The sequence below is a fragment of the Pseudoalteromonas sp. NGC95 genome (genome assembly GCF_015864705.1).
Classification (GTDB): domain Bacteria; phylum Pseudomonadota; class Gammaproteobacteria; order Enterobacterales; family Alteromonadaceae; genus Pseudoalteromonas; species Pseudoalteromonas arctica.
In genome coordinates this window covers 18,597-42,172 of the sequence record NZ_JADYWR010000029.1, presented here as the reverse complement: position 1 = coordinate 42,172, position 23,576 = coordinate 18,597, and the positions used below count along the sequence as shown (strand labels likewise).

Annotated in this window: 22 protein-coding genes; 13 read left to right on the top strand and 9 right to left on the bottom strand. The window is 38.7% G+C overall.

Annotated elements, in window-relative coordinates; genetic code table 11:
• Positions 1 to 700 precede the first annotated feature (700 nt).
• The gene (locus I6E70_RS18670; RefSeq protein ID WP_331459195.1) at positions 701 to 1,276 is read left to right on the top strand and encodes a GNAT family N-acetyltransferase; all 576 of its coding nucleotides are present in this window, start codon (positions 701 to 703) and stop codon (positions 1,274 to 1,276) included.
• 514 nt (positions 1,277 to 1,790) lie between these two features.
• On the opposite strand, the gene bcp is transcribed toward I6E70_RS18670, so the two are convergent.
• Positions 1,791 to 2,270 carry a thioredoxin-dependent thiol peroxidase gene (gene bcp, locus I6E70_RS18665; protein ID WP_002963124.1) on the bottom strand — a complete coding sequence of 160 codons (480 nt, stop codon included), beginning with the start codon at positions 2,268 to 2,270 and terminating at the stop codon, positions 1,791 to 1,793.
• Positions 2,271 to 2,281: 11 nt separating this feature from the next.
• Positions 2,282 to 2,815, bottom strand: a complete 534-nt coding sequence (locus I6E70_RS18660; RefSeq protein WP_007583906.1) for a glycine cleavage system protein R — start codon at positions 2,813 to 2,815, stop codon at positions 2,282 to 2,284.
• A 359-nt stretch (positions 2,816 to 3,174) separates the two neighbouring features.
• Here I6E70_RS18660 and bamC point away from each other — a divergent pair, with 359 nt between their 5' ends.
• Both bamC and I6E70_RS18650 read left to right on the top strand, forming a co-directional pair.
• A complete protein-coding gene (bamC, locus tag I6E70_RS18655; protein WP_024591010.1) occupies positions 3,175 to 4,236 on the top strand; it encodes an outer membrane protein assembly factor BamC in 1,062 nt (353 codons plus the stop codon).
• A 66-nt stretch (positions 4,237 to 4,302) separates the two neighbouring features.
• A complete protein-coding gene (locus I6E70_RS18650; protein ID WP_007583911.1) occupies positions 4,303 to 5,673 on the top strand; it encodes a YjiH family protein in 1,371 nt (456 codons plus the stop codon).
• A 53-nt stretch (positions 5,674 to 5,726) separates the two neighbouring features.
• Here I6E70_RS18650 and I6E70_RS18645 read toward each other — a convergent pair whose 3' ends face one another.
• Both I6E70_RS18645 and I6E70_RS18640 read right to left on the bottom strand, forming a co-directional pair.
• Entirely contained in the window at positions 5,727 to 5,873 is a 147-nt protein-coding gene (locus tag I6E70_RS18645) for a DUF2897 family protein (RefSeq protein WP_197189370.1), read from the bottom strand.
• Positions 5,874 to 5,999: 126 nt separating this feature from the next.
• Positions 6,000 to 6,536 (bottom strand): acyloxyacyl hydrolase, encoded by a 537-nt coding sequence (locus I6E70_RS18640; protein WP_197189369.1) that lies wholly within the window; start codon positions 6,534 to 6,536, stop codon positions 6,000 to 6,002.
• Positions 6,537 to 6,781: 245 nt separating this feature from the next.
• On the opposite strand from I6E70_RS18640, the gene I6E70_RS18635 reads away from it, so the two are divergent.
• Together I6E70_RS18635 and I6E70_RS18630 are read left to right on the top strand one after the other, a co-directional pair.
• Positions 6,782 to 7,375 (top strand): MlaC/ttg2D family ABC transporter substrate-binding protein, encoded by a 594-nt coding sequence (locus I6E70_RS18635; protein WP_007583914.1) that lies wholly within the window; start codon positions 6,782 to 6,784, stop codon positions 7,373 to 7,375.
• A 230-nt stretch (positions 7,376 to 7,605) separates the two neighbouring features.
• On the top strand, positions 7,606 to 8,943 hold the full coding sequence (locus tag I6E70_RS18630) for an ankyrin repeat domain-containing protein (protein WP_010555074.1): 1,338 nt from the start codon (positions 7,606 to 7,608) through the stop codon (positions 8,941 to 8,943).
• 82 nt (positions 8,944 to 9,025) lie between these two features.
• Here I6E70_RS18630 and I6E70_RS18625 read toward each other — a convergent pair whose 3' ends face one another.
• The 5 genes from I6E70_RS18625 to I6E70_RS18605 are packed head-to-tail and all read right to left on the bottom strand — an operon-like array spanning position 9,026 to position 12,545.
• Positions 9,026 to 9,469 carry a DUF2069 domain-containing protein gene (locus tag I6E70_RS18625; RefSeq protein WP_007581036.1) on the bottom strand — a complete coding sequence of 148 codons (444 nt, stop codon included), beginning with the start codon at positions 9,467 to 9,469 and terminating at the stop codon, positions 9,026 to 9,028.
• Positions 9,466 to 10,020: an NAD(P)H:quinone oxidoreductase gene (wrbA, locus tag I6E70_RS18620; protein WP_007581039.1), complete on the bottom strand. Its 555-nt coding sequence runs from the start codon at positions 10,018 to 10,020 to the stop codon at positions 9,466 to 9,468. Before wrbA ends, I6E70_RS18625 begins: the two co-directional genes overlap by 4 nt.
• Positions 10,020 to 10,367, bottom strand: coding sequence for an arsenate reductase (glutaredoxin) (gene arsC / locus I6E70_RS18615; protein WP_007581040.1), 348 nt, complete (start codon positions 10,365 to 10,367; stop codon positions 10,020 to 10,022). Before arsC ends, wrbA begins: the two co-directional genes overlap by 1 nt.
• 53 nt (positions 10,368 to 10,420) lie before the next feature.
• Positions 10,421 to 11,878 (bottom strand): M48 family metalloprotease, encoded by a 1,458-nt coding sequence (locus I6E70_RS18610; protein WP_197189368.1) that lies wholly within the window; start codon positions 11,876 to 11,878, stop codon positions 10,421 to 10,423.
• A 1-nt stretch (position 11,879) separates the two neighbouring features.
• Entirely contained in the window at positions 11,880 to 12,545 is a 666-nt protein-coding gene (locus I6E70_RS18605; RefSeq protein WP_007581045.1) for a hypothetical protein, read from the bottom strand.
• A gap of 145 nt (positions 12,546 to 12,690) precedes the next feature.
• On the opposite strand from I6E70_RS18605, the gene I6E70_RS18600 reads away from it, so the two are divergent.
• The 8 genes from I6E70_RS18600 (at position 12,691) to I6E70_RS18565 (ending at position 23,501) form a co-directional block, all read left to right on the top strand.
• Complete coding sequence (locus I6E70_RS18600) at positions 12,691 to 12,909, top strand: hypothetical protein (protein WP_197117373.1); 219 nt, start codon at positions 12,691 to 12,693, stop codon at positions 12,907 to 12,909.
• Positions 12,902 to 13,978 carry an AI-2E family transporter gene (locus tag I6E70_RS18595; RefSeq protein WP_197189367.1) on the top strand — a complete coding sequence of 359 codons (1,077 nt, stop codon included), beginning with the start codon at positions 12,902 to 12,904 and terminating at the stop codon, positions 13,976 to 13,978. Before I6E70_RS18600 ends, I6E70_RS18595 begins: the two co-directional genes overlap by 8 nt.
• Positions 13,979 to 14,113: 135 nt before the next feature.
• Positions 14,114 to 16,369, top strand: coding sequence for an aminotransferase class V-fold PLP-dependent enzyme (locus I6E70_RS18590; RefSeq protein ID WP_197189366.1), 2,256 nt, complete (start codon positions 14,114 to 14,116; stop codon positions 16,367 to 16,369).
• Positions 16,370 to 17,037: 668 nt separating this feature from the next.
• On the top strand, positions 17,038 to 18,684 hold the full coding sequence (gene pgi, locus I6E70_RS18585) for a glucose-6-phosphate isomerase (RefSeq protein ID WP_010555078.1): 1,647 nt from the start codon (positions 17,038 to 17,040) through the stop codon (positions 18,682 to 18,684).
• A gap of 268 nt (positions 18,685 to 18,952) precedes the next feature.
• Positions 18,953 to 20,425 (top strand): glucose-6-phosphate dehydrogenase, encoded by a 1,473-nt coding sequence (zwf, locus tag I6E70_RS18580; protein WP_197153092.1) that lies wholly within the window; start codon positions 18,953 to 18,955, stop codon positions 20,423 to 20,425.
• 2 nt (positions 20,426 to 20,427) lie between these two features.
• Positions 20,428 to 21,138 (top strand): 6-phosphogluconolactonase, encoded by a 711-nt coding sequence (pgl, locus tag I6E70_RS18575; protein WP_007581060.1) that lies wholly within the window; start codon positions 20,428 to 20,430, stop codon positions 21,136 to 21,138.
• 336 nt (positions 21,139 to 21,474) lie between these two features.
• Positions 21,475 to 22,179, top strand: a complete 705-nt coding sequence (locus tag I6E70_RS18570; protein ID WP_002961447.1) for a SapC family protein — start codon at positions 21,475 to 21,477, stop codon at positions 22,177 to 22,179.
• Between the two features lie 290 nt (positions 22,180 to 22,469).
• Complete coding sequence (locus I6E70_RS18565) at positions 22,470 to 23,501, top strand: isoaspartyl peptidase/L-asparaginase family protein (protein ID WP_197189365.1); 1,032 nt, start codon at positions 22,470 to 22,472, stop codon at positions 23,499 to 23,501.
• Positions 23,502 to 23,576: the final 75 nt, after the last annotated feature.

Below are 23,576 nucleotides of genomic sequence, written 5' to 3'. Positions count from 1 at the left end.
GATGCCAATTCGAGACTGGCGTAATGCAATGAGTCGTTTTATCATTGAATTTGAGGAACGCCTCAGTAAGCATATTTAAAATCTAACAACGGGCAGTTACACAGAATCCGTTACAGGCTCGTTTTAATCGGGTAGACTAAATTATCTTTTTAGTCCGTTAGATCCCCGAAACACCGCACGGCCAACCAATTTAATTCTAAACCCATACTGTAACCAAAGGGGTCACCCATTAGAAAATTCCGGTCAAGCAGGCAGCTGTGTTTTCTTGATCTTTTTATTCAAAAACCAAGTGTTCTTATTATTTAAACTCAATTTAAATATGACTACGCACCTAGTAATGACGTCGATTGGTGTGAATATGCACCAGTCACTCATATGAATTTAGGCAGTTTGATTAAGCATTATTGATGATTAATTAAGGCCCTTGGCTTTCGCCTCAGTCATCGTTTAGTACCAATGTCAGTCCAGTTTCTGGCTGTGTTTACACACTGCGCTGTAACAAGTCTGTGAAATCAAAGGGATCAAACCTTGACTTCATACATCAAAATTATCGACTGCATATTCATACCGCGATCATGCTTTTACTTAATCAAAGTTTGACTAAATAACATAAAAGCGTTGCCTTAGAGCAATACTTTTCTGTATCTTTTTAATAGCTCAAAGGCTATTCAGTCGTTTAATAAGTTTGGGCTATTTATGAGTGATCTTTAGTTTTAAACTTACAACTATAAAAATCAATACTTACAAGGAAGAACACTTGCATATCCAAATTGCAGGACACATTAAATTAGCTCCTTTAGTGGAAAGCGATGCTGCGGACATTTTAAAGACTGTTAATTTAAGTCGGGCAAGTTTAGGTAAGTTTTTGCCTTGGGTAGAAGGGGTAAATAATATTGAATCAGCAAAAAAGTACATACTCGACAGAGTCAACAGCGGTCTAAATGGTTCGCGGTGGTTTAAAATTTATTATAAAGATAATCTGAGTGGTATTTTTGCAGTTAAGTCTATTTGTCCTGAGTTGAATGTAGCGGAGCTTGGTTACTGGTTAAGTAGTGATGCACAAGGAAATGGTATTATCAGTCAAGTAATTGCAAGTGTGCCAATCATACTCAAAAATACAAGCGCTAAAGTAATTGAGTTTAGATGCTTAGAACAAAATGTAGCTAGTATTAAAATTGCTTTAAAATCAGGTGCAAGTTTAGTTGGTACTATTCCAAACTTTGTATCGGTTGGTAATACACGACAACAACTTAATATATATCAAGTGGCTTTATAAATAACCCTGAATACCAGACTCTCCAGTAATAACTCCGTCTATTTAATTACTTTTCTCATCAATTTCTTTCCCGCAATTATAACAATCGTTAGTTGGAAGCTTATAACTAGAAATAGAGCGCATTACTTGGTTTTTCTTACAGGCAGGGCAGGCGTAATTAATTACAGAGATTATAAGCGCAATAGCAAAAACAAAACTACCGATATAAAACGGGTTTGAGTAAAATTGCATACTTGGTTCTGAAAAGTTAAAACCAATAATACAGATGATTAATGCAGTTAAATAAAGTTTAAATTTTAGGCTTTTGTTCAAGGTTTAAATATCCAATTGGCAAGGTGTTAGTAATAAGTGCTTTGGCAGTTTTAACAAATTATTTACTCAATTACTATTTAAGTTTTTATATAGCGCAAATGTATAGGCATAAAAAAAGCGTTGCCCTTGAGCAACGCTTTTCTGTATTTGTCTAATAGCTGGTAGCTAACTTACTTAGCCGCTAGCTTATTCTGCCACAAACTTATTCTGCAGCTAAATAATCTAACACTACTTGATGGTGATCTTTAGTTTTAAACTTATCAAATAGGTGTTTTATTTTACCGTCTTGGCCTACTAAAAACGTTAGGCGGTGAATACCATCGTACTCTTTACCCATAAACTTTTTGTAGCCCCATACACCAAATGCTTCAGCAATGGCGTGGTCTTCGTCGGCTAATAAATCAAAATTAAGCTCTTTTTTAGTTTCAAAGTTTTTAAGGCGCTTAATTGGATCTGGGCTAATACCTACAACGCGGGTGTTAAATTTAGCAAGCTGTGCTTGCTCATCGCGTAGGTTTTCGGCTTGTACAGTACAGCCCGGCGTTGACGCTTTAGGGTAAAAGTACACAAGCACTTGTTGCTCTTTTAACAGCTCACTTAATGTTACTGTTTCGTCGTTTTGGTTTTGTAGGCTAAAAGCGGGTGCAGTATCGCCTGCTTGTAATGGACTAATTGTGTTCATGTTTAGCATCCTTAACGAATTCGTTTAAAAATATAATCTACGTTTAGTGTGTGAGAAAGGCTCTCAAAACTAATTTTAAATTGATCTATATCTACATCAACAGGTATGTTGAATTCAAGTTCACAACGCATTTTAATGTTGTCTTCTTGGGAATAAGTGTCTGACTTAAGTGAGCAAATACTAATATTATTGTCGGCAAAAAAGCGCGTTACTTTGCTCAATGTGCCTGGGGTGTCTATGCCTGTGTATTCTAGTGTGTAACCTGCACAAAACTCGCTAGGAGTATGACTTGCTGTACGCTTCATCATGGTTAGCAGGCCAAGTTCCATGGCTTTAGTGGGCAGTACGTGCTCTATGCGGCTTATTGCCGACATGTCGCCGCTAAGTAGCATTATAAAGGTAAATTCGCAGCCTAAAATAGCAATACGGCTGTCAATAATGTTGCAGTGGCAATCGCTAACCAGTTGGGTTAGTTCACTTACAATACCAGGTCTGTCTTCGCCAATCGCTGTTAAAACAATTTGATGATTTGAAAATGCAGTCATGAGTTCAAATACCTTGTTACTTGGATTATATCAACCGAGTTGGCAACACCAAAAATACACACGAGAAGTTGCACGGCGGCGAAGTTTAACACAAAAAGGGCTCTAAACTACAGCACACGCTAATTAAGCGCTTTTAAAGTGCGGTGTTTCTTGTTTTTACTGGCACGGGAAAGTACCATAGCTAAAATTTGCTTATTTGCGCTTAGTTTTATTGCTAAGTTGAAGTGCTGAACTTTATTGCATTTAGGCAGCCAAATAATAAATGTAAAGTTAATATTGATTTTACACTGAACCAAATCGGCATTACCCACTCATATATTTGTTAAAACAATTAAAGGGTATGCTAAGGAGAAATATCTGTGCAGTATTGGATCCCAAAAGCACTTGCAGTAAGTGTATTGGTAAGTTTATCAGGGTGTAGTGTATTTATTAATAAGGCACATGACGAACGTAACTATCGTACGCATGAGCCTGTAAAAGCACCAACGTCGTTATCTCAACCAGCTCAAGACCCAGTTTATAAAATGGATGTAGGTCAATACGATAACAATCCTGAAGCTACAAATTACCGCCCACCGGCACAAGTATTAACAATTGCTAAAGGCAGTTGGGTAGAAGAAACAGATAAACAAGCGCGTATTTATTTTGATAAAAACGATGGCATTGCTGATTTAGATGAATTTCTTTGGGACACGATTCAATCAGTCCTCGCTGATAACAATGCAGGAACCACTAAAGAAGACAAGCTACTAGGTACTATTGAAACTGATTGGTACTCAATCATTAAAACCGAAGAAGGTTTTTGGTGGTGGGGCGATGAAGTTAACGATGACTTAGAAAAATTTAGATTCACTATTGAAGAAAAGTCACATCAGCGTACTGCGTCTTTACGTGTAGAGCTGATTGATTTTAAAGGCGACCATACGCTAACTGATTTGTTAAAGCAGCAGTTAGAAGTACGTGCGCTTAACCAAGTAGTGAGCGAGTTTGATTACCGTTACCGTCAACTTGAAGTTGATATGCGTAAACGCCAAGGTATTATTTCTCTTGAAATGGGCTTTGATAACAAAGGTAATGCAGCACTTGTAACTGAGCAATCTTACGAAGCTGTGTTTGACCGTTTCTCTGGGTTTTTAGAGCGCTTGTCGTTCACTATTGTTGAAATTAACCCAGATACGGGCTTAATTACTGCTGATTACACTAAACCTGAAACAAGTGTTTGGGATTCAATTTGGGGTGATGACGTAGCCCAACTACCTATTGATGAAGGCCAATACCAAATTTTAGTAAGTAAAACTAAAGAAGGCGGTACTAGCTTAACGTGGATGGATGACAAAGGCGAAACGCTTGAGCCAGGTACTATGAATGGTTTACAACAAGCATTAGAAGCAGCACTCATTCAGCGCGGCATTAAAATTTAAATAATAATAAGTTTTACCACAAAAAGAGCGCTATGCTCTTTTTGTGGTTTTTATAGGTTAATAAATATGTCTCAGCTACCTCATCGTTCACACTACACGTGGCGCACTTGGTTTACTTTTTTGGTTCCTTCGTTAATTGGTGTGTTTTTATTTATGACACCCATTAGTACCTCGCAAGGGATGACCATTCCTATTGCCGTTATGGCAAAAGCGGTTCAAGCAATGATGCTTGGCTCTGCTCAAGCAATTATTACTCTCATTATTTGTATTACAGGGGTTATTTCTGTAATTACTAAAGTGTTTAAACCCGCCGCTATATGTAACTCACCTTTATTAAAGCATTTATTTGATGTGAGCTGGACATGGCTGGTGGTGCGCTTATTTGGTATGGCGTTTGGTTTAATGACGTACTTAAGCCTAGGCAGCGAGATGATTACCTCGGCCAATACTGGCGCGCTGGTATTAAATGACTTATTGCCGGTGTTGTTTTCGGTATTTATTTTAGCGGGCTTATTACTGCCGCTATTAATTAACTTTGGTCTACTAGAGCTTGCTGGTACGTTAATGACTAAAGTAATGCGCCCTGTATTTGGTGTACCTGGTAGAAGCGCGGTTGACTGTACTGCATCGTGGTTAGGTGATGGTAGTGTGGGTATTTTGATGACTGCAAGGCAGTACGATCAAAAGCACTATACACAACGCGAAGCGGCTATTATTGGTACTACGTTTTCAGCGGTTTCAATTACGTTTAGTTTAGTGGTGCTTGGGCAAGTTAAACTTGAATACCTATTTGCACCGTTTTACGCAACGGTATGTTTAGCCGGTATTGTTGCCGCTATTATTGTGCCGCGATTACCGCCACTGCGCTTTAAAAAAGACTTATTGATTGATGGTACTGAGCCAGATAGAGACGCTGAAACAATTCCGGGTCATAAAACCTTATTTGGTCATTCGTTAGATGTTGCATTAGCTAAAGCAGATAACTCAACGGGTGTTAAAGGTACTATAAAAGAGGGCTTACATAACGCGCTTGATATGGTGTTTGGTGTATTGCCTGTAGTTATGGCGGTAGGTACATTTGCACTGATCATTGCTGAGCATACGCCTATATTTCAGTATTTAGGTATGCCGTTTGTGCCATTTTTAGAGTTATTACAAGTACCCGAAGCGGCAGCAGCGTCGCAAACTATTATGGTTGGTTTTGCTGATATGTTTATTCCGTCAATATTAGCAGCAGGTACAATTGAAAGTGATGTAACGCGCTTTATTATTGCCGCAATGAGTGTAACTCAGCTTATTTATATGTCTGAGGTGGGCGCACTTTTACTTGGCAGTAAAATACCGGTAAATATTTTAGAGTTATTTATTATATTTATTTTGCGAACGCTAATTACTTTACCTGTTATTGCGCTAATGGCGCATTGGTTAGTAGGCTAAATTAACGAAAATATAATTAAGCGAATTGGTATTATTAAAAAAGCCCTGATTAATCAGGGCTTTTTTGTGTCTGTTGTATTTTTAATATTGGCGTTGGGCTTTTTAAACTCCGTTTTTGCAGAGAGTTTAATTAGCGCAATATTACCAATGACAATAGAAAAAACAACGGCGACAATAATTACAATATGCCAAGTTTGCATCGCAGTATCACTTAATATTTAGTACGTTTAAGTGTGACCATTTTACGCTATAACAGCAATTAAATTACTCAAAACACAATCAATAATTTTAAACGCAATCAATAACTTTAAACACAATCAATAACCTTAAAAACGTCTAGCTACCGAAAGCGTTAAAAAGTTAAGCCCTGGGTTTGGCTCTTTAAAGCCTGCGTTTGAATAGTGAATAACTCTAAGGGCAACATTAGTATGACCAAAGTCGGCAACAAGGCCTATGCGGTCTTCAAATTGGTAGTGAGTACTTATGTTTTTACCGGCAAACTGCGTTTCATCAATCAGTGATACACCAATCCCTGCTTCTACATAAAATGGGGTGTTGTTAAAACTAAAGGCAGGAAATTGCAGCACAGGTGACATAGCAAGTACTAGGTTTGATTGTGTTTCATCGCCGTGGCGGTATTCCCACATATTTACGCTGGTTTCAAAGTAAAAGCGTGCATCACCAATTATATTTTGCATGCTAGGTGCATGATACTGATACGCAAGCTTAACGCCGTTTACGTTACCTTCGCCTTTAAGAAGGTCAACGGCATAACCGTGGTTCGATTGAGCAAAAGCAAGTTTGCCAAAAAGTGAAGCTACTAATACAAAAGAGATAATAAGTGTTTTCAGTGACGTTTTCATAGGTGCCAAATGCTTGTTTGATTTAAGTTGATAGCTAAATGATAAGGGCGACCTATTCACAATTACAATGAGGACAAAATGCCGGTTGTATATGAGCTGTTAATGGAGATTTCTAACTGGTTGAATTTATTTTAGTTATTCTATTGGTGCTGTTTGGGCATTAATAAGTTGCTTATTTGTGCCTTTTTTATTGCGTATGGTTCGCGTAAATTACAGCCATCTTAATCATACAGACATATACAATTATGAAACTCTTTAAATTATTCGTTTTAGCCACTGCTTTTTTTAGTAGTTCGTTATTTGCACAAACTCAGCAATCGCCAGATCAGTTACTTGAATCAGTAGCCGATAAGCTATTTGCAGACATTGGCCAAGTAAATTCAAAAGGCACAGCAAGCAAGGAAGCGATGGCTGCCATTGTTGAAAAACGTTTAATGCCACATATCGATGTTAAGTTTGTGTCGTTTAAATTATTAGGTAAGCACATTAAAGGCATTGAGCGCGAACAGGCTGTTCAATTTATAGATGCAGTAGAGCATTACTTAACAGGCACATACGCTGGTGCACTAATGAAGTACACAGGTCAAAAAGTAGTATTTGAGCGTAATAACGCAAAAAGTGACTCTGAGTACGCAACAGTTAATACACAAATTATTGAGCCAAATGCGCCTACAATCGACTTAAGTTTTAAGCTTCGTTTAGGTAAAAATGATGAGTGGAAAGTATACGATATTGTTGCCGAAGGCATTTCACTATTAAGTGCTAAGCAAAAAGAGATTATTCAACGTATTTCTGAAGTGGGTTTAGATCAAGTTATTAGCGAGTTAAAAAGTAAATAGACTATTTGTCTGGCTCTGATTAAGCCCAACTCCAACCTCAAAAACGGCCAATTACTTATGTACTTGGCCGTTTTTATATTTGTAAGTAAAGGATTGTTGTTATTGCGTAATTTTGCGCTAGCAGCAAAACAAAGGTGTGCTAGAATATCGACACTTTGATTAAGCGTGGTGTCAGCTAAAAACTGATATAACTTACCACCCCCAAGCCACACTGGAGTTGTGTTGTTTTAATGGAAAATGTACTGATTTGGCCAAAGGAATACCCATTACTTATTAAAGGACTGGTAGAACAAAACGGTGCCTTTATTTTAGATGCTTTGGAAGCTTGGCCTGCTTGTCGTTCTACAAATGAAGACGATGGTGTATGCACCACCGTGTTACCGCCTATTTATTATTTGGCATGGCTAACCCCACTAGAACCATTTGAAGAATGTTACTTTCAACATATCTCTGAATATGACGAAGACGCACAAGCGTATATTAGTGCGGTTAAAAGCCATTACTACGATAATGAATACACCCCTGAAAGCTTAGTGCTTATGCTATGCCAGCGCCTTGAAAAATACGCAAGTGTGGCTGCACAAAATACCATAGATACGCCACTGTCTTTAGTCGATTTGTTTTTTAGTAAACGCTATTTCACGTTAATTGAGCATGCGCTAAATAATAAAAGTAAACTTTCGGCAAAAGATACACTAGCCCTTTGGAAAGAAGTTGATTTTAGAGAGCGCTTAAGTGCGTTTATTCCAGAGTCTATTGCTGATTTAGATACTCTTTCTGAACTTGCCAGCGAAAAAGTAGCAGCGGGTAAAGACTATTTTACGTTGCTTACACAGGTTTCTCCTGATGTTGACTCTGTTGTACTGCTAGAAAAAGCATTATTAACGCACCTGCGTAAAAAAACAGCCAAGCAAACAATGGCAATGCGTTTTATTGAGCAAGGCGCTACAGGTGTTCTTGCTGATGAAAACAATAAAACAGCTTTTATGTGGGCCGCCGAAAAAGGCTTTGTAAATGTGGTTGAAACGCTACTTGCAAAGCAAGACAAAAAAGCGGTTGATAATTTAGGTAACACAGCACTTCATTACGCTGTATTTGCTAAAAATGAATCGTTAATGGTGCTGCTTATTAAAGCGGGCTATAACTTTAGAGCGCGCAATAAAGAAGGTTTAAGTTGTTACCGTTTGGCGGTTAGTATTAAAGCTAATAACTTAGTTAAATGCTTAGAGCGTGACTTTGGTATTAAAGAGCTTTCGCCGGAAGGGCAGTTTGATCGAATTAAAAAAGTACATGTGCTGCACGCTATTGTCACTATATTGCTGCCTTTGCAGTTGTTCTTCTTTTTTGATGAAACACTCTCTATTAAAAGTGAGCTGACGCTGAGTTTAACTATGGCGGCAGTGATTTGTTTTTTCTTTGCGACCACTTTAAAACGCTGTGCGTTATATCCACATATTAAACACCCTTGGGGTTTATTTGTGCTTAGAGGCTTTTCGTTTATTAGCTTGATTGCTCAAATAGGGTTGGCGAGTATTGTGGTGCTAGCTGCCTTAAGTGATTTAGTTTAGTCACTTTTAAACAGCTAATAAAAAACGCGCTTAAAGCAATTTAAGCGCGTTTTTTGTATTTATAACCGTTTATGGTTAAGCCTTATTTACCGTGCTCATTTGCTGCTTTTTCCTCAGCTAATTCTTCTTTAAGCTTACGGATTTTTAAACCTTGTTCTTGTCCGCGATGTCTTGCGTAGTAAGTACAACCAATAAACATTGATGATGCAAATACCAGCTCTAACAACACCCAAATTAATTCATCAGGAGCGGCCCACAACATAGTAAGCCCGTGAATAAAATACAGCATTACAACAAAGTTAGCCCACGCATAAGTGTATGTATTATCTTTAATTATGCCTCTTAGCGGCAGTAGTAACGGAATAATAGGCAAAAATAAAGACACTAAACTCGCATTACCATTTAGAGGTGGCACAAAATACATCCACAGTGGAATAAGAACAAGTAAACCTACATAGCCAAATAGTGCGGCACGCTGAAACTTTACTGTAATCGGCTTTTTAGCTGGGTTGTCAGCTGTATTCATTTAAGTTTTCTCGCAATGTGAGTAAGGCGTTTACCAACGCTTTGGCATATTTTAATTTCGTCTTTGCTTAGTTGTGCACTATTAGCGCTGCCAGCAACGTGTGTTGCACCGTATGGTGTTCCACCTGTTTGTGTTGCAAGTAGTTCGGGTACATCGTACGGCACGCCCAGTAGCATCATACCGTGGTGTAATAGTGGCAGAGATAAGTTAAGTAAGGTTGCTTCATTACCACCATGCATACTGCTTGATGACGAAAACACACACGCTGGCTTATCTATTAACTGACCTTTTAACCACAAGTCGCTGGTGGTTTCCCAAAAGCTTTTAGCTTGAGAGGCCATCATGCCAAATCGGGTTGGTGTACCAAATGCTAAACCATCGCAATTTATTAAATCATCTTTGGTGATCACAATGTCGTGCGCATTTTTAGCCACAAAGGTACGAAGCAGTGCTGTAGCACCTTGTTGCTCTATCGACTCTGCTATTTCGTGAGCCATTGCTTCAACTGAGCCATGGCTTGAGTGATAAAGCACCACTATGGTTGCACTCATTATAAAACGCTTAGTACGTTTTCTGGTGGACGACCAATCGCTGCTTTATTGTTATTCACTACAATAGGGCGTTCAATTAGTTTTGGATTTTGTACCATGGCATCTATTAATGCTGATTCACTGCTTTCATCTTTTAAATTAAGTGCTTTGTAGTCATCTTCTTTTGTGCGCATTAATTCACGTACGGATGAAAAACCAAGTTGGATTACAAGCGTTGAAATTTGCTCGTGTGTAAGAGGCGTTTTTAAATACTCTACAACACTTGGCTCTATTGCTTTACTTTGCAGTAGTGCTAGCGTTTCGCGTGATTTAGAACAACGTGGGTTGTGGTAAATAGTAACAGACATAAAATGATTCCAAAGTGTGAATTGCGTCTATTTTAGGGTAAGCGCTTGCAGACTTAAAGTCTTGCAAGCTCTTTTTGTAAAAGTCGATACTGGGTAAGTAGTGCTTTTAAACGTTGTTGCTTTACAAGTTGAGTAGGCTCTACAAAGTTTAGTGCTTTTTGTACTTCGTCTGCGGCTTTCAAATAAGCACCATATTGCGCTAATACATCGGCGTTAGCTTCGTGATAAGAGGCTAATTTATCTTGTTTTTTATACGCGTCTGCAAGGAGTTGTTTGCCTAAGTTATGATCTGGCTTTTCGAGTAAAAAACTCTTTAAAATATTTTCAGCAAGCTCATATTGCTCAGCTTCAAGTGCTGAGTTGGCATAGTTAAGTGTAATTACCTGATTATTAGGGCGATACTGATTTAAATCCGCTAAAAACTTAACGGCTTCGTCTGCCTTTTTTTGTGCAATAAGTAAATCGGTATGGGTATCTATATAAAATAAGTTTTTAGGATCGTTTTTTAAAAGCTCGTCTAATATTGGTGCTGCTTCATCAAACTTTTTTTGATCAAGCAAGCTTATGGCTAAGCCATACTTTAATGCAGTGTTGTTGTAGGTGTTTTCGCGCAGTAGCTTTCTAAATAGATCTTCTGCGTTTTCTGGTTTGTTGTCATAGCGGGCAAGCACTCGACTTTTTGCTAAATTAAACTCAAGGCTCGCATTCATAAGGCGCACAGGAAATTGCTCTGCACGCAAACGTACATCTGATACACGACTCTCTGGTAATGGGTGAGTTAGCAAAAATGCTGGTGGCTTGTATTTATAGCGAATTTGCGCTGCAAGTTTAGTTAAAAACTCACTCGATGCACGGGGATCAAATCCTGCATTATTAAGTGTTTGCATGCCTATGCGGTCAGCTTCTTGCTCAGCTGAGCGGCTATGCGTTAACTGGCTAAAAGCAGATTGTGTTTGGCTGGCAGATATAATGGCAATACCCGCGTCGGGTGCAACAACGGTTGCTAATATACCTGCAATCATACCGGCAATTGTCAGCGCGCTGTTATCTTGTTGCTGCTGTATTCTACGTGCTAAGTGGCGCTGTGTTACGTGAGCAATTTCGTGACCAAGTACCGACGCAAACTGGCTCTCGTTATCGGCTTGAGCTATTAACCCTGTATGCACGCCTACATGCCCGCCATAAAAGGCAAACGCGTTTATTTCTGAGTTGTTTATCCAAAAAAACGAAAACGGAAAACGTACATCGTTAGCATTAGCAACAAGTTTACGGCCAATAGTCGTGAGGTATTCATCTAGCACAGGGTCGTTTATAACTGGCGATGAACCTCGTATTTGCATCATCATTACTTCGCCAATAGCTTGTTCTTTTTCAAGTGGCAGTGCTTGTAATGCAGATGTTCCTAAATCAGGAAGTGTAAAATTGGTTTGCGCTTTCAAAGGTTCGCTTACTAATAAGCTAAACGTAAGCGCGGCACTGCATAAAGTGATAAATGCTGATTTTAGCTGCATTTTATTCCTTGTTAATTTGTTCGCCAATTGCAATTTTGGCTATGTCTATTTCGTCACTGCTTGCACGGCTGTCTTTTTCGCACAATTGGTATAGTTCTTTTATTGTGACTCCATCAAGCTTTACAACGTTCAATTCTCGCTGCAAAAAAGTAATAATTTTATGTACTACTTTATGTGCATGTAAAATAATGGCTTTATCTGCTTTGTCGCCCCGTTCAAAATAAAAGCCAATAAACTTATGTAACTGACTTATTCTGATCAGGTTTTTCATTGAATGTGGATCCCACACTCTAAACTCCATAAAGCGATTGTTTTTTATGTATTGGTCAACAATAACATCTTTAGCATAAGGCTGTGCCCATAGCTCAAAGCCTCTGTCGGTAAAAACTTGGTGCAGCGCAATACGTGGCTTATGTTTAGTGTGTATTACACCAAGGCTGTCTTCATGGCCTTCTAATAAATCTAAGTTCCAATTGCGTTTATCTATAAGTTGTTTAACTGCATTATCGAATCCATGATCTAAAATCCCTTCTGATTCGCTTATTGATGAGGCAACAAGGTGATAAAAAGGAGGTAGTTCGCCCCAATTAATTTGCTTTTTAAACCAATTAATCTCTTTGAGTGTTGGATTACTGGGTAGTTGCGCTTTATTATGCGTGCCAGGCATTAACTTATCCTTACTGCTAGTTATGTTATAAGGATAAACTATTGCAGGTATTGTTTTAACAAAAAGTTACAACGGTTTGGGTATATAAGTATATTGACCGTAAATATGCGACTTATTATTCATTTACTATACGGATAAAGTAGTTATGGTAGAGCGCGATTTAAAAGAGTTTAAATGCCCTCAGCAATTTGTGCAGTTTAAACTTGCGCTACGAAGTGCGCAATCTTCAAAACAACGTATCACTTTTAGTCTTAAAAAAGGTGAAAGTGCGAACGATATTGAACGTTTTTTGCAAAAAAATGCTTATAGTTACAATTTTGATAAACAACGTGGGTTGTTATTAGTGGAGCCATTACATGTTTGAATACGTAAAAACATGGTACGAAAGGAAGTTCTCGGATCCTCACTCGTCTACCTTATTATTTTTATTATTGGTATCAGTTGCCTTACTTTACTTTTTTGGCGCGTTAATTGTTCCTGTGCTTGTAGCATTGGTTATTGCTTATTTACTAGATTGGCCGGTTGTTCATTTAGAGCGTGTTGGCTTAAAACGTTTTACTGCAACAATTATTGTAATGTTGGTATTTATTAGCATTATGCTCACCCTTATTTTAGTTATTGGCCCAGTGCTTTGGAAGCAAACCAGTAACTTAGTGCAAGAAACACCGCATATGCTAGAGCAGGGGAAGTCTTATTTAATGGCTTTACCTGAACAATACCCAAGTTTAATTAACATAGATCAAGTACAAGCTATTGTTGCAACGGTAGAAGCTAAAATCATTGAGTTTGGTCAAACTGTATTGTCGTTTTCACTTACGTCATTAAAAGATGTTGTTGCATGGCTTATATATTTAGTACTTGTGCCGTTACTGGTGTTTTTTATGCTTAAAGATAAGCTGGAGCTAACGGGGAGTATTGCTAAACTGATCCCGCAGCAACGACGCTTAATTTTGCAAGTGTGGCATGAAATGAATCAACAAATTATGAATTACATTCGCGGTAAAGTGTTTGAAATTTTAATTGTTGGTGGTGTGTCTTTTATTGCATTTACTGTTTTAGATTTACGCTACGCCGCATTACTTGGTGTGCTTGTTGGCTTGTCGGTATTAATTCCATTTATTGGCGCGGCACTCGTCACTATTCCGGTAGCGGCAGTTGCGCTGTTTCAGTTTGGATTAGAAACACAGTTTTGGACCATTTTAATTATTTACGGAATTATTCAGGCGCTTGATGGCAACGTGCTTGTGCCACTGCTGTTTTCTGAGGCGGTTGATCTAAATCCGGTATTTATAATTGTCGCGGTATTATTTTTTGGTGGCTTGTGGGGATTTTGGGGCGTATTTTTTGCCATCCCGTTGGCTTCATTAGTAAAAGCGCTAATAACAGCTTGGTCGTCAACGCATGAAGAGATAAGTAAAGAGGTCAGTGAATAATTAAGTAAACAGACTTTTAGTCTAAAAAAGCATAGTAAACGCACCTCTAGTGCTAATTGATTATTACTCATTACCTGTAAATTTATGTACTATTGGTAATAAGATATATTTTTTAGTAATAAGGTGCGTTTTTTAATGTCTGAGTTTTTATTGCACGATGAGCCAGTAAAACAAGTTTACCTTGATGCAAACGCAACGACCCCTGTGTTGCCTTGTATTGCTGATGTTGTTTCTCATACCATGCAAATATGTTTTGGTAATCCTTCAAGCCCGCACATCACAGGTATTCAAGCCAAGCATTTATTAGAACAAACACGTCAAAAAGCACACACAGTTATTGGCGCAAATAATGGTGATATTTTATTTACCTCTGGCGCAACAGAAGGTATTCAAACTGCGGTGGTTTCTACGTTAATTGATGCTAAAAAACACCCGATTAAAAACCCCGTATTGTTATATGGTGCTACTGAGCATAAAGCGGTACCAAATACACTTAAGCACTGGAATAGCGTACTTGACGTTAATGCTGAGGTGCTTGCTATTCCGGTTGATAGTAACGGTATTTTAGATTTAGATTTTATAGCTAAACATATCGATAACGCTTTGATGATTTGCACCATGGCCGTTAATAACGAAACCGGTGTATATCAAGATTTACCCGCTATTGAGCAGGTAATTCGTAGCCGTAATAAAAATGTATCGTGGATGGTGGATTGCGTACAGGCGCTGGGTAAACAAGCGCTCGCGCTGAGTGATACAACAATAGACTACGCACCTTTTTCGGGGCATAAGCTTTATGCACCTAAAGGTATTGGTTTTTTATATATTCGTAGTGGCAGTGCGTACACACCTTTTATAGCGGGTGGGGGTCAAGAAAGTGGAATGCGCTCAGGCACCGAAAATCTACCCGGTATTGCAGGGTTAAATAAGCTATTTAGTATGTTGCTTGATAAATCAGACGATACATTTAAACCAATTAGCGTACTTAATTCTTATCGAAGCCAGTTACAAAGCGCGATAAAAGACACTTTTGGCGATATTACATTCAATCATGATTTTGCTTATAGCGTGCCTACCACACTTAACTTTGCTGTTAACGATTTAACGAGCAAAGAAGTGATTGATTTATTTGACGCTGCGGGCATTCGCGTAAGTGGAGGCTCGGCTTGTAGTACAGGCGCATCAACAAGTTTTGTTTTAGATGCAATGGGTGCAAGTAAGTGGCAAAGCGAAAACGCGATTAGGCTATCGTTTGGACCTGCTGCAACACAACACGATATTGATGATGCTTGTGTGCGTATTCGCGCTCTTAAAGCAATACTCCAGGCAAACTGTTTAATCGTATCTGACAGCACCACACCACAACAAGAAGTATGCGCACTGGGCCTTACTCAGTTTAGGCACCAAGGAGCATGTAGTTGGCTTTATGTAAGCGATGATAAGCACGCTGTAATTATCGATCCTATTATTGAGCTTATTCCGCGCTTTGAAAAAATAGCTAATACACAAAACTTAACTATATCGGCGGTGCTTAATACTCATCTGCATCAAGAGCGAGAGTCAGCGACTAATTTACTAACCAGCGTTCTTGCATCAAGAGTTGTAAAAGGTGAGGTTGATTCGCTAGGTTGGCCGCTAAATACAGCAAGTATTAACTTGGCAAACGACGTACTTGAAAAAGTAGTTACACCTGGGCACAGCAAAGACAGTGTAAGTTATTTATTAAAAAACAGTAATGGCGAAACGCGTTACTGTTTTTGTGGTGATTTAATACTGCCTGCAGGGCTTGGCAATACATCGCTTATAGGTGGGGATGCAAAAGCAATGGCACGCTCTATTTTAGCAATGAGCGAGCAACTTAATAGCACCAGCATTATTTGCTCAGGGCACGACTACCAACAATGTTTTGCCATGAACTGGGCTGTACAGCAAAACCAAACGCCATTACTTGATGCGTTAGTGAGCGGCAGTATTTCAGTTGATGAATTTGCAATACAAAAACAGCAGTACGACGCTTCAAAACAAGTAGATAACACGCAATTGTGTGGTTATGTAAATGCGTTACCTGAGGTTGATACACAGCAATTAAATTTTGATGACGCTAAAGTAATGTTAAACACCAGCGATACATATTTAATAGATACTCGGGAGCCGTATGAGCATGGAGCAAATAATGTTGCTCAGTTATTTAATACGCTAGATGAAAAAACATTAAATATACCACTTAGCAGAATGGCAAATGCGGTATTTGAAGGGCAATTAAACAAAAATAACAAGTACATTTTATTATGCCGTAGTGGTAACCGCTCAAAAATTGCTGCAACTAATTTAATGCAACTAGGATACAAAACGGTTTATAACCTAAGTGGCGGGTTAGCGCTTAGTAATTAAACAAAGATTGTAATTTATACAAAATCGGCTTTAGGGCCGATTTTTTTTGTTTTTAAGGTTTATTTGCTCGCAAGGTAAACAAGCCCTAGGGCCTGTTGACCTTTCAGGATTAAAATTTGTTCAATCTAGGGGCTATTTAATCGCGGCGTGAGGTTTGTAACCTAGTGGGCTAAGTAAAAACCGAGTAACAAAGAGTAAATTGCCCCTAGGCAGAACCCTTCGGGCAGCGCGTGTTTGGCATTTATTCCACGTTATCGCCTATTTATGGGGAATAACCACACTACATAGGCTCTGCCTTGCCTAAATGCCAAACACACTGCTGCAAATTTAACTTCGAAAGATAAACAGGCCCTAATAATTAGTGAATAACTATAAAAAGTAATTATTGTGCTGATAAAAATTCATTAATATTTCATTTTGATTGATTAAGCTATCCCGTTGCCTTTAAAATTGCGGGTAAATTAATTTATAAAATTTTTATGATACCGGTGTCAAAAGCTAAAAATTGCGTTATCATCGGCATCTAAAATTATAAAAACAGCACTTTTTTTGCATTTTTAGTTATACTATCGGCGCTTTATTTTAGTGTAAATAAACAGTGTTAAGAGTTTTGCTTTTATAAAAAACATTTTTAAATCAATTGATTGAAAAAACTAGAGGATATTTCCATGTCTAACCGAACGCAACTAGCAAGTTGGCAAGCACTAGAACAAAGTGCAGCTAAGATGAAACAAACACATCTGAAAACGTTATTTGCACAAGATGACACGCGCTTTTCTCAGTTTTCGACTCAAGTACCTGGCGTATTATTCGACTATTCTAAGCAACTTATTGATAACGATGTTTTTGCAAACTTAATGTCGCTTGCTAAAGAATGCGATATTGCATCGTGGCGCGATAAAATGTTTAGCGGTGAAAAAATCAATATCACCGAGGATCGCTCAGTACTACATACGGCACTTCGTAATCGTGCTCACACTCCATTAATAGTGGATGGCGAAAACGTAACACAAGCCGTAGACAACGAATTAGCTAAAATTAAAGTGTTTGTAGAAAAAGTTCGTAGCGGTAAGTGGTTAGGCTATACCGGTAAAGCGGTAAAAGATGTTGTAAGTATTGGCGTAGGTGGTTCTAACCTTGGCCCACAAATGGCAACTGAGGCATTAAAAGCACTTGCTGATGATACGTTAAATGTTCACTACGTATCTAATGCTGACGGTGTACAAATTTCGTCTATATTAAAAACCATTGACCCTGAAACAACATTATTTGTTATTTCGTCAAAAACATTTACTACGTCAGAAACTATGACAAACGCTAAAACGGCGGTTGACTGGTTTTTACAAACAACAAAAGATGAAAGTACAATTGCAAAGCATTTTGTTGCAGTAAGTACAAATTTAGAAAAAACGGCAGCCTTTGGTATCAGCGACGAAAACGTATTCACTATGTGGGATTGGGTTGGTGGTCGCTTTTCACTTTGGAGTGCGATAGGCTTACCAATTGCTTTATATTTAGGCTACGACGCCTTTGAAGCAATTTTAGAAGGTGCGTTTGAAATAGACGAGCACTTTAAATCTGCGCCGTTTGAGCAAAATATACCATTAATTATGGCATTGCTTAGTGTATGGAATACGAGCTTTTTAGGCTACACAGCGCAAGCTATATTACCGTACGACCAAGCACTGCATATGTTGCCTGCGTATTTACAGCAAGGCGAAATGGAAAGTAACGGTAAACACGTTAACTTTGCAGGCGAAACGGTACCTTATACTACAGTTCCAATTATTTGGGGCATGACGGGTATTAATGGTCAGCACGCGTTTTATCAGTGTTTACACCAAGGTAATGTAATTGTACCTGCAGATTTTATTGCATCAGTTAAACCACAAGTGAATGTTGATAAGCATCACGATATTTTATTATCAAACTTCTTTGCACAAACAGAAGCGATGATGAGTGGTGTAGATGCAGCGCAAGTTACTGCTGATTTAACCGCTAAGGGTAAATCGCAAGCAGAGATTGATGAGTTATTAAATCATAAAATTCATCAAGGCAATCGTCCTACAACGTCTATGCTATTAGATACAGTAGATGCTAAAACAGTGGGCCGTTTAATTGCACTGTATGAGCATAAGATATTTTGCCAAGGCATTATTTTAGAAATATGTTCGTTTGACCAATGGGGTGTAGAACTGGGTAAAGGTTTAGCATCTAAAATTGAGAGTGAACTCACTGATGAAAGCGTTAAACATGCTCATGATAGTTCTACAAACGGCTTAATGGCGTACTACAAACAAAACCGTACGCAGTAAAAAATTCGCTTACGCAAGTAAGTAAACCGAGTACCTTTGAACGGGTAGCGCTGGAGTGCTTAGGGTCTGTATTTTTGTGAGAGGAGATACAGGGCCCCTAAGGCTCATTTAATAAGCGCAATGATAAAAACAAGAATAAATCATCGATACAGAACAATTCAGCAGGCTTTTATTTAAATACAGCTATAAAAGCCATCTAATCTAGCAATAAATAGGCATACCCGCACATTTATAAAATGTACTGGGTATCACAACGTAGAGAGTAACTATGCTTAATCCTTTTGATATTATAATTTTTGGGGGCGGTGGTGATCTTGCGTTACGCAAATTGCTACCTGCAATGTACAGAGCATATCAAGAAGGTAACTTACCTGAAGGCTCACGTATCCTACCAACAGTACGCGAAGAATCGAAACGTGCTGAATACATAGAAACAGCGCATAAAGCATTACAAGAATTTTTAAGCAAAGGTGAGTTTAACGCTAAAGATTGGAAAGCATTTTCTACTTTTTTAGTGCCAGTGGTAAGTAATGTTACAGAAGCAGACGACAACTGGGATGTGCTAAAAGGCATTTTAGATGAGCACGAAAGCACTAAGTCTCGCGTGTTTTATTTATCGCTTCCGCCTGCTGTTTACGGCACATGTTGTGAAATATTATCGACTAAAGGTTTAATTACACCTACATCACGCGTTGTTGTTGAAAAGCCTATTGGTTATTGCGGTGATTCTGCTGAAGCAATTAATGGAAAAATTGCAGAATTTTTTAATGAAGAGCAAATTTTCCGTATTGACCATTACTTAGGTAAAGAAACAGTACAAAACTTAATGGCGCTACGTTTTTCAAACTCATTGTTTGAAAATATGTGGGATGCTAAATCTATTGATAACATCCAAATTAGCTTATCAGAAACTGTTGGCCTTGAAAGCCGTGCTGGTTTTTACGATAAAGCCGGTGCACTTCGTGACATGGTTCAAAACCATTTATTACAACTACTTTGTTTAGTTGCAATGGAGTCGCCTAATAAGCTTAACGCTAACAGCATTCGTAACGAAAAACTAAAAGTATTAGAAGCACTTCGCCCGCTTGTAGATGGTGATGTTGATGAAAATATTGTTCGTGGTCAATACGTACCAGGTGACTTAAACGGTAAAATTGTACCGGGTTACTTAGAAGAGCTAAATGAAGGTTCTAGTAAAACAGAAACGTTTGTAGCTATTCGCGCGCATATTGATAACTGGCGCTGGGCGGGTGTTCCATTTTACCTTCGTACGGGTAAACGTATGGCTAAGCGCTGTGCAGAAATTGTGGTTGAATACAAAAAAGTATCTCACAATATCTACGAAGATAACGTGGGTAATATCGAGCCAAATCGTCTTGTTATTCGTTTGCAGCCAGAGGAAACAATTCAACTAACGCTTATGTCTAAGCGTCTTGATAACCTTCAAATGCAACTTGAACCAGTAACAATGAATATTGAGCTTTCACAAGCTTACAGTAATGGTTTTCACTCAGATGCGTACAAGCGTTTAATGCTTGATGCCGCTGCTGATAACCCGTCGTTATTTATTCACCGTGATGAAGTTCGTCAAGCGTGGAAATGGATTGATCCAATCATTGACCGTTGGCAAGACAAAGGCAAGCCTGCACTTTACCGTGCTGGTAGCTGGGGTCCTGAGGATGCTGATGAACTATTGGCAGAAAAAAGCCACGTGTGGTTTAACACAGGCGATAAGGTATAAGCATGGCAACACTAGTTGAAAAATTTTTTGACGATAAAGACGCGTTAACAGCTGAGCTTTCTGCAACGCTTGAGCAATCACTACGTGATGGCATTAAAAACGATGGCCGTGCTGTATTAATGGTGTCGGGTGGCTCGTCTCCTGCGCCAGCTTATAAGCATTTATCAACGCTTGATTTAGATTGGCAACATGTTGATGTTGCTATGGTTGATGAACGCTGGGTAGACCCAAGCCATGAAAAAAGTAACGAAGCATTTATTAAAAGCACGTTATTACAAAATTTTGGCAGTGCTGCAAACTTTATAACCATGAAAAACGATGCTGCAACCGCGCAGCAAGGCAGTGAAGTGTGTGAAGCTGCTTACAGTGCTTTAAAAGCGCCATACGATGTAACTATTCTAGGCATGGGCCCAGATGGTCACACGGCGTCGTTATTCCCAAATGCAGAAGGTTTAGAGCACGGTTTAACAACTGAGCAAACAGTATGTGCAATTAATGCGATACAAAGTGATGTGACGGGTAGTATTACTGAGCGCATGACGCTTACGTTAAATGCCATTGCGCAATCTAAAGTGGTTAAGCTTTTAATTAGCGGTGAAGAAAAACTCGCTGTTTATAAGCAAGCAAAAGCGGGCGGCGATGTTAATGACATGCCACTTCGCGCTGTGCTTAATCACCCAAGTATAAATATTGAAGTATATTGGGCGCCTTAATTTAGGTGCTAATTTAACTTTTAAAGGCCGCTTATATAAGCGGCCTTTTTTATTTGCTCAAATTTAAGCCTAAACACTGCAAAAAAACAGTCCTGAACTGTTAACCAATGTTAATGAACAACTTTGGTTTGTATTAAATTCAACCATGAAGTGTGTTGTTTTTGAACAAAATTTATGAGTTTGAGCTGTATGTTTTTTAGCAACGTTCAGATTTAGTTAAATTTTATTTTTTCATGGTCGTTGTCATAAAAGTTTCCCTTCCTTTTTTAGCTCAAAAGCATTAGCCTAAAGGTATTAACAATGAAACATATAAATTAAAATAAACGGAGCAGTAACATGGCGGAGCAACAAGTACAGCCTTTACACAACGAAAAACATGCCAACACTAAAATTCAAAACGGCATCAATGTAGAATTCATGAAAACTCAACATTTAGTGCCAGTAGTTGCACATGAGTTTGCACGCGTAGCAAACGAGTTTCCAATGTCATTCGTTAAAAACAACGAAAGCGGCACTTTTCAAGCTGTTGCTATGTTTGGCTTAGAGCCAGGCGAAAACCTTTTTGTAGAAGATGGCAAATGGACTGCAGCATTTGCACCTATGGCATCTACTCGTTACCCACTGGGCTTAGTTAAACACCCAGATCAAGATCAATACGGTATCGTAATTGACGAAGCAAGTGCGCTTGTTGGTGAAGACGAAGGTAATGCATTATTTGAAAACGGCGAAGAAACAGATTACCTAAAACGTCGTAAAGAAGCGCTTGTATCTTTCATTGAGTTTTCTCAAGTAACTGAAGCGTTCACTAAATTCCTTGCTGATAAAGAGCTACTAATTGCGCAAACGCTTACAGTAGACATTAAAGGCGAGAAAAAAGACATCAACGGTATTTACCTTATCGATGAGAAAAAGCTAAACGAGTTAAGCGATGCTGATTTCTTAGAGCTTCGTAAACGTGGTTACTTAGCACCAATTTATTCTTTCTTAACGTCTACTCATCAAGTAGCACGTTTAGCGCGTTTAAAAGCTAAACAAGCTTAATTATACCAATTGCATTAAATTAGTGATCTATTATAGCGATAAGAAAATGGCTCAATAACAAGGCTAAAATTATGATACATAGTTGTTCTATATAAATAATTTTCAACGTAGTTAGTGAGCTATTTAATACGCTAGAATGACCATGTTTTTAATAAAATTGGTATTACAAACACGTAAAATTTTAAAAAGCGCCTTAAGGCGCTTTTTTTATGCCATTAAACTCACTTTAGTTGAAATTAAGCCCGCAACCATTCACATTAGTTTATAACTTTCCCATAAAAGAACTCATTATGAAAACACCCTTATTAGCAATTTTTGCGAGCAGCCTTTTTGCTTTAAGTAATAGCGTATTCGCTGCAGAGACTCCTTTTGCCATTGCGATTCATGGTGGGGCAGGGACAATAGAAAAAGCACGATTTACACCCGCTCAAGAAAAGCAGTACCGCGCTAAATTAACAGAGGCCGTAGAGACAGGTTATAAAGTATTGCACCAAGGCGGTGAAAGTTTAGATGCGGTAACTGCGGCAATTACAGTATTAGAGCAATCGCCTCATTTTAATGCAGGGCGTGGAGCGGTATACACTTACGATGGCGGGCATGAGCTTGATGCATCCATAATGGATGGTCGAAACCGTGAAGCAGGTGCAGTTGCGGGTGTAAAGCATATTGAGAGCCCGATTAAATTAGCGCGTTTGGTCATGGATAACTCTGTACACGTAATGCTTAGTGGGCAAGGCGCTGAGGAGTTTGCTAAAGAGCAAGGTGTTGAACTTGTCGAAAATAACTTATTTGATACCGAGCCTCGTTACAAAGCGCTTTTAAAAGCAAAACAAAAATTAGATAAAGCCAAAGCAACCAGTAAAGAGTACCAAGCCGCGCACAAAGCATTGCCTAACTCTTACAAAATGGGCACGGTTGGCGCAGTGGCGCTTGATAAAAACGGTAATTTAGCGGCAGGTACATCCACAGGTGGTATGACGGCAAAACGTTATGGCCGTGTAGGTGACGCGCCGGTAATTGGTGCTGGGACATTTGCTGAAAACGAATCGTGCGCAGTATCGGCAACAGGGCACGGTGAATATTTTATTCGCTATAACGTAGCGAGCGATATATGTGCGCGTGTTAAGTATCAAGGTAAAACCATAGCTGAAGCTGGAGATGAAGTTATAAACGGTGTGCTTAAGCCAATTGGTGGCACTGGTGGCGTTATTATTATTGATACTAAGGGGAATATTAGCTTGCCGTTTAATACCTCTGGCATGTATCGGGCAAGTAAATCGAATACGCAAGCGACCTACGTGGGCATTTTTAACGACGAATAAGCCAAAGTAATTTAATTAACCTCAACTCTGGTTAAGAGATTTACTAACATATTGAACCACAATGATATTTTAATT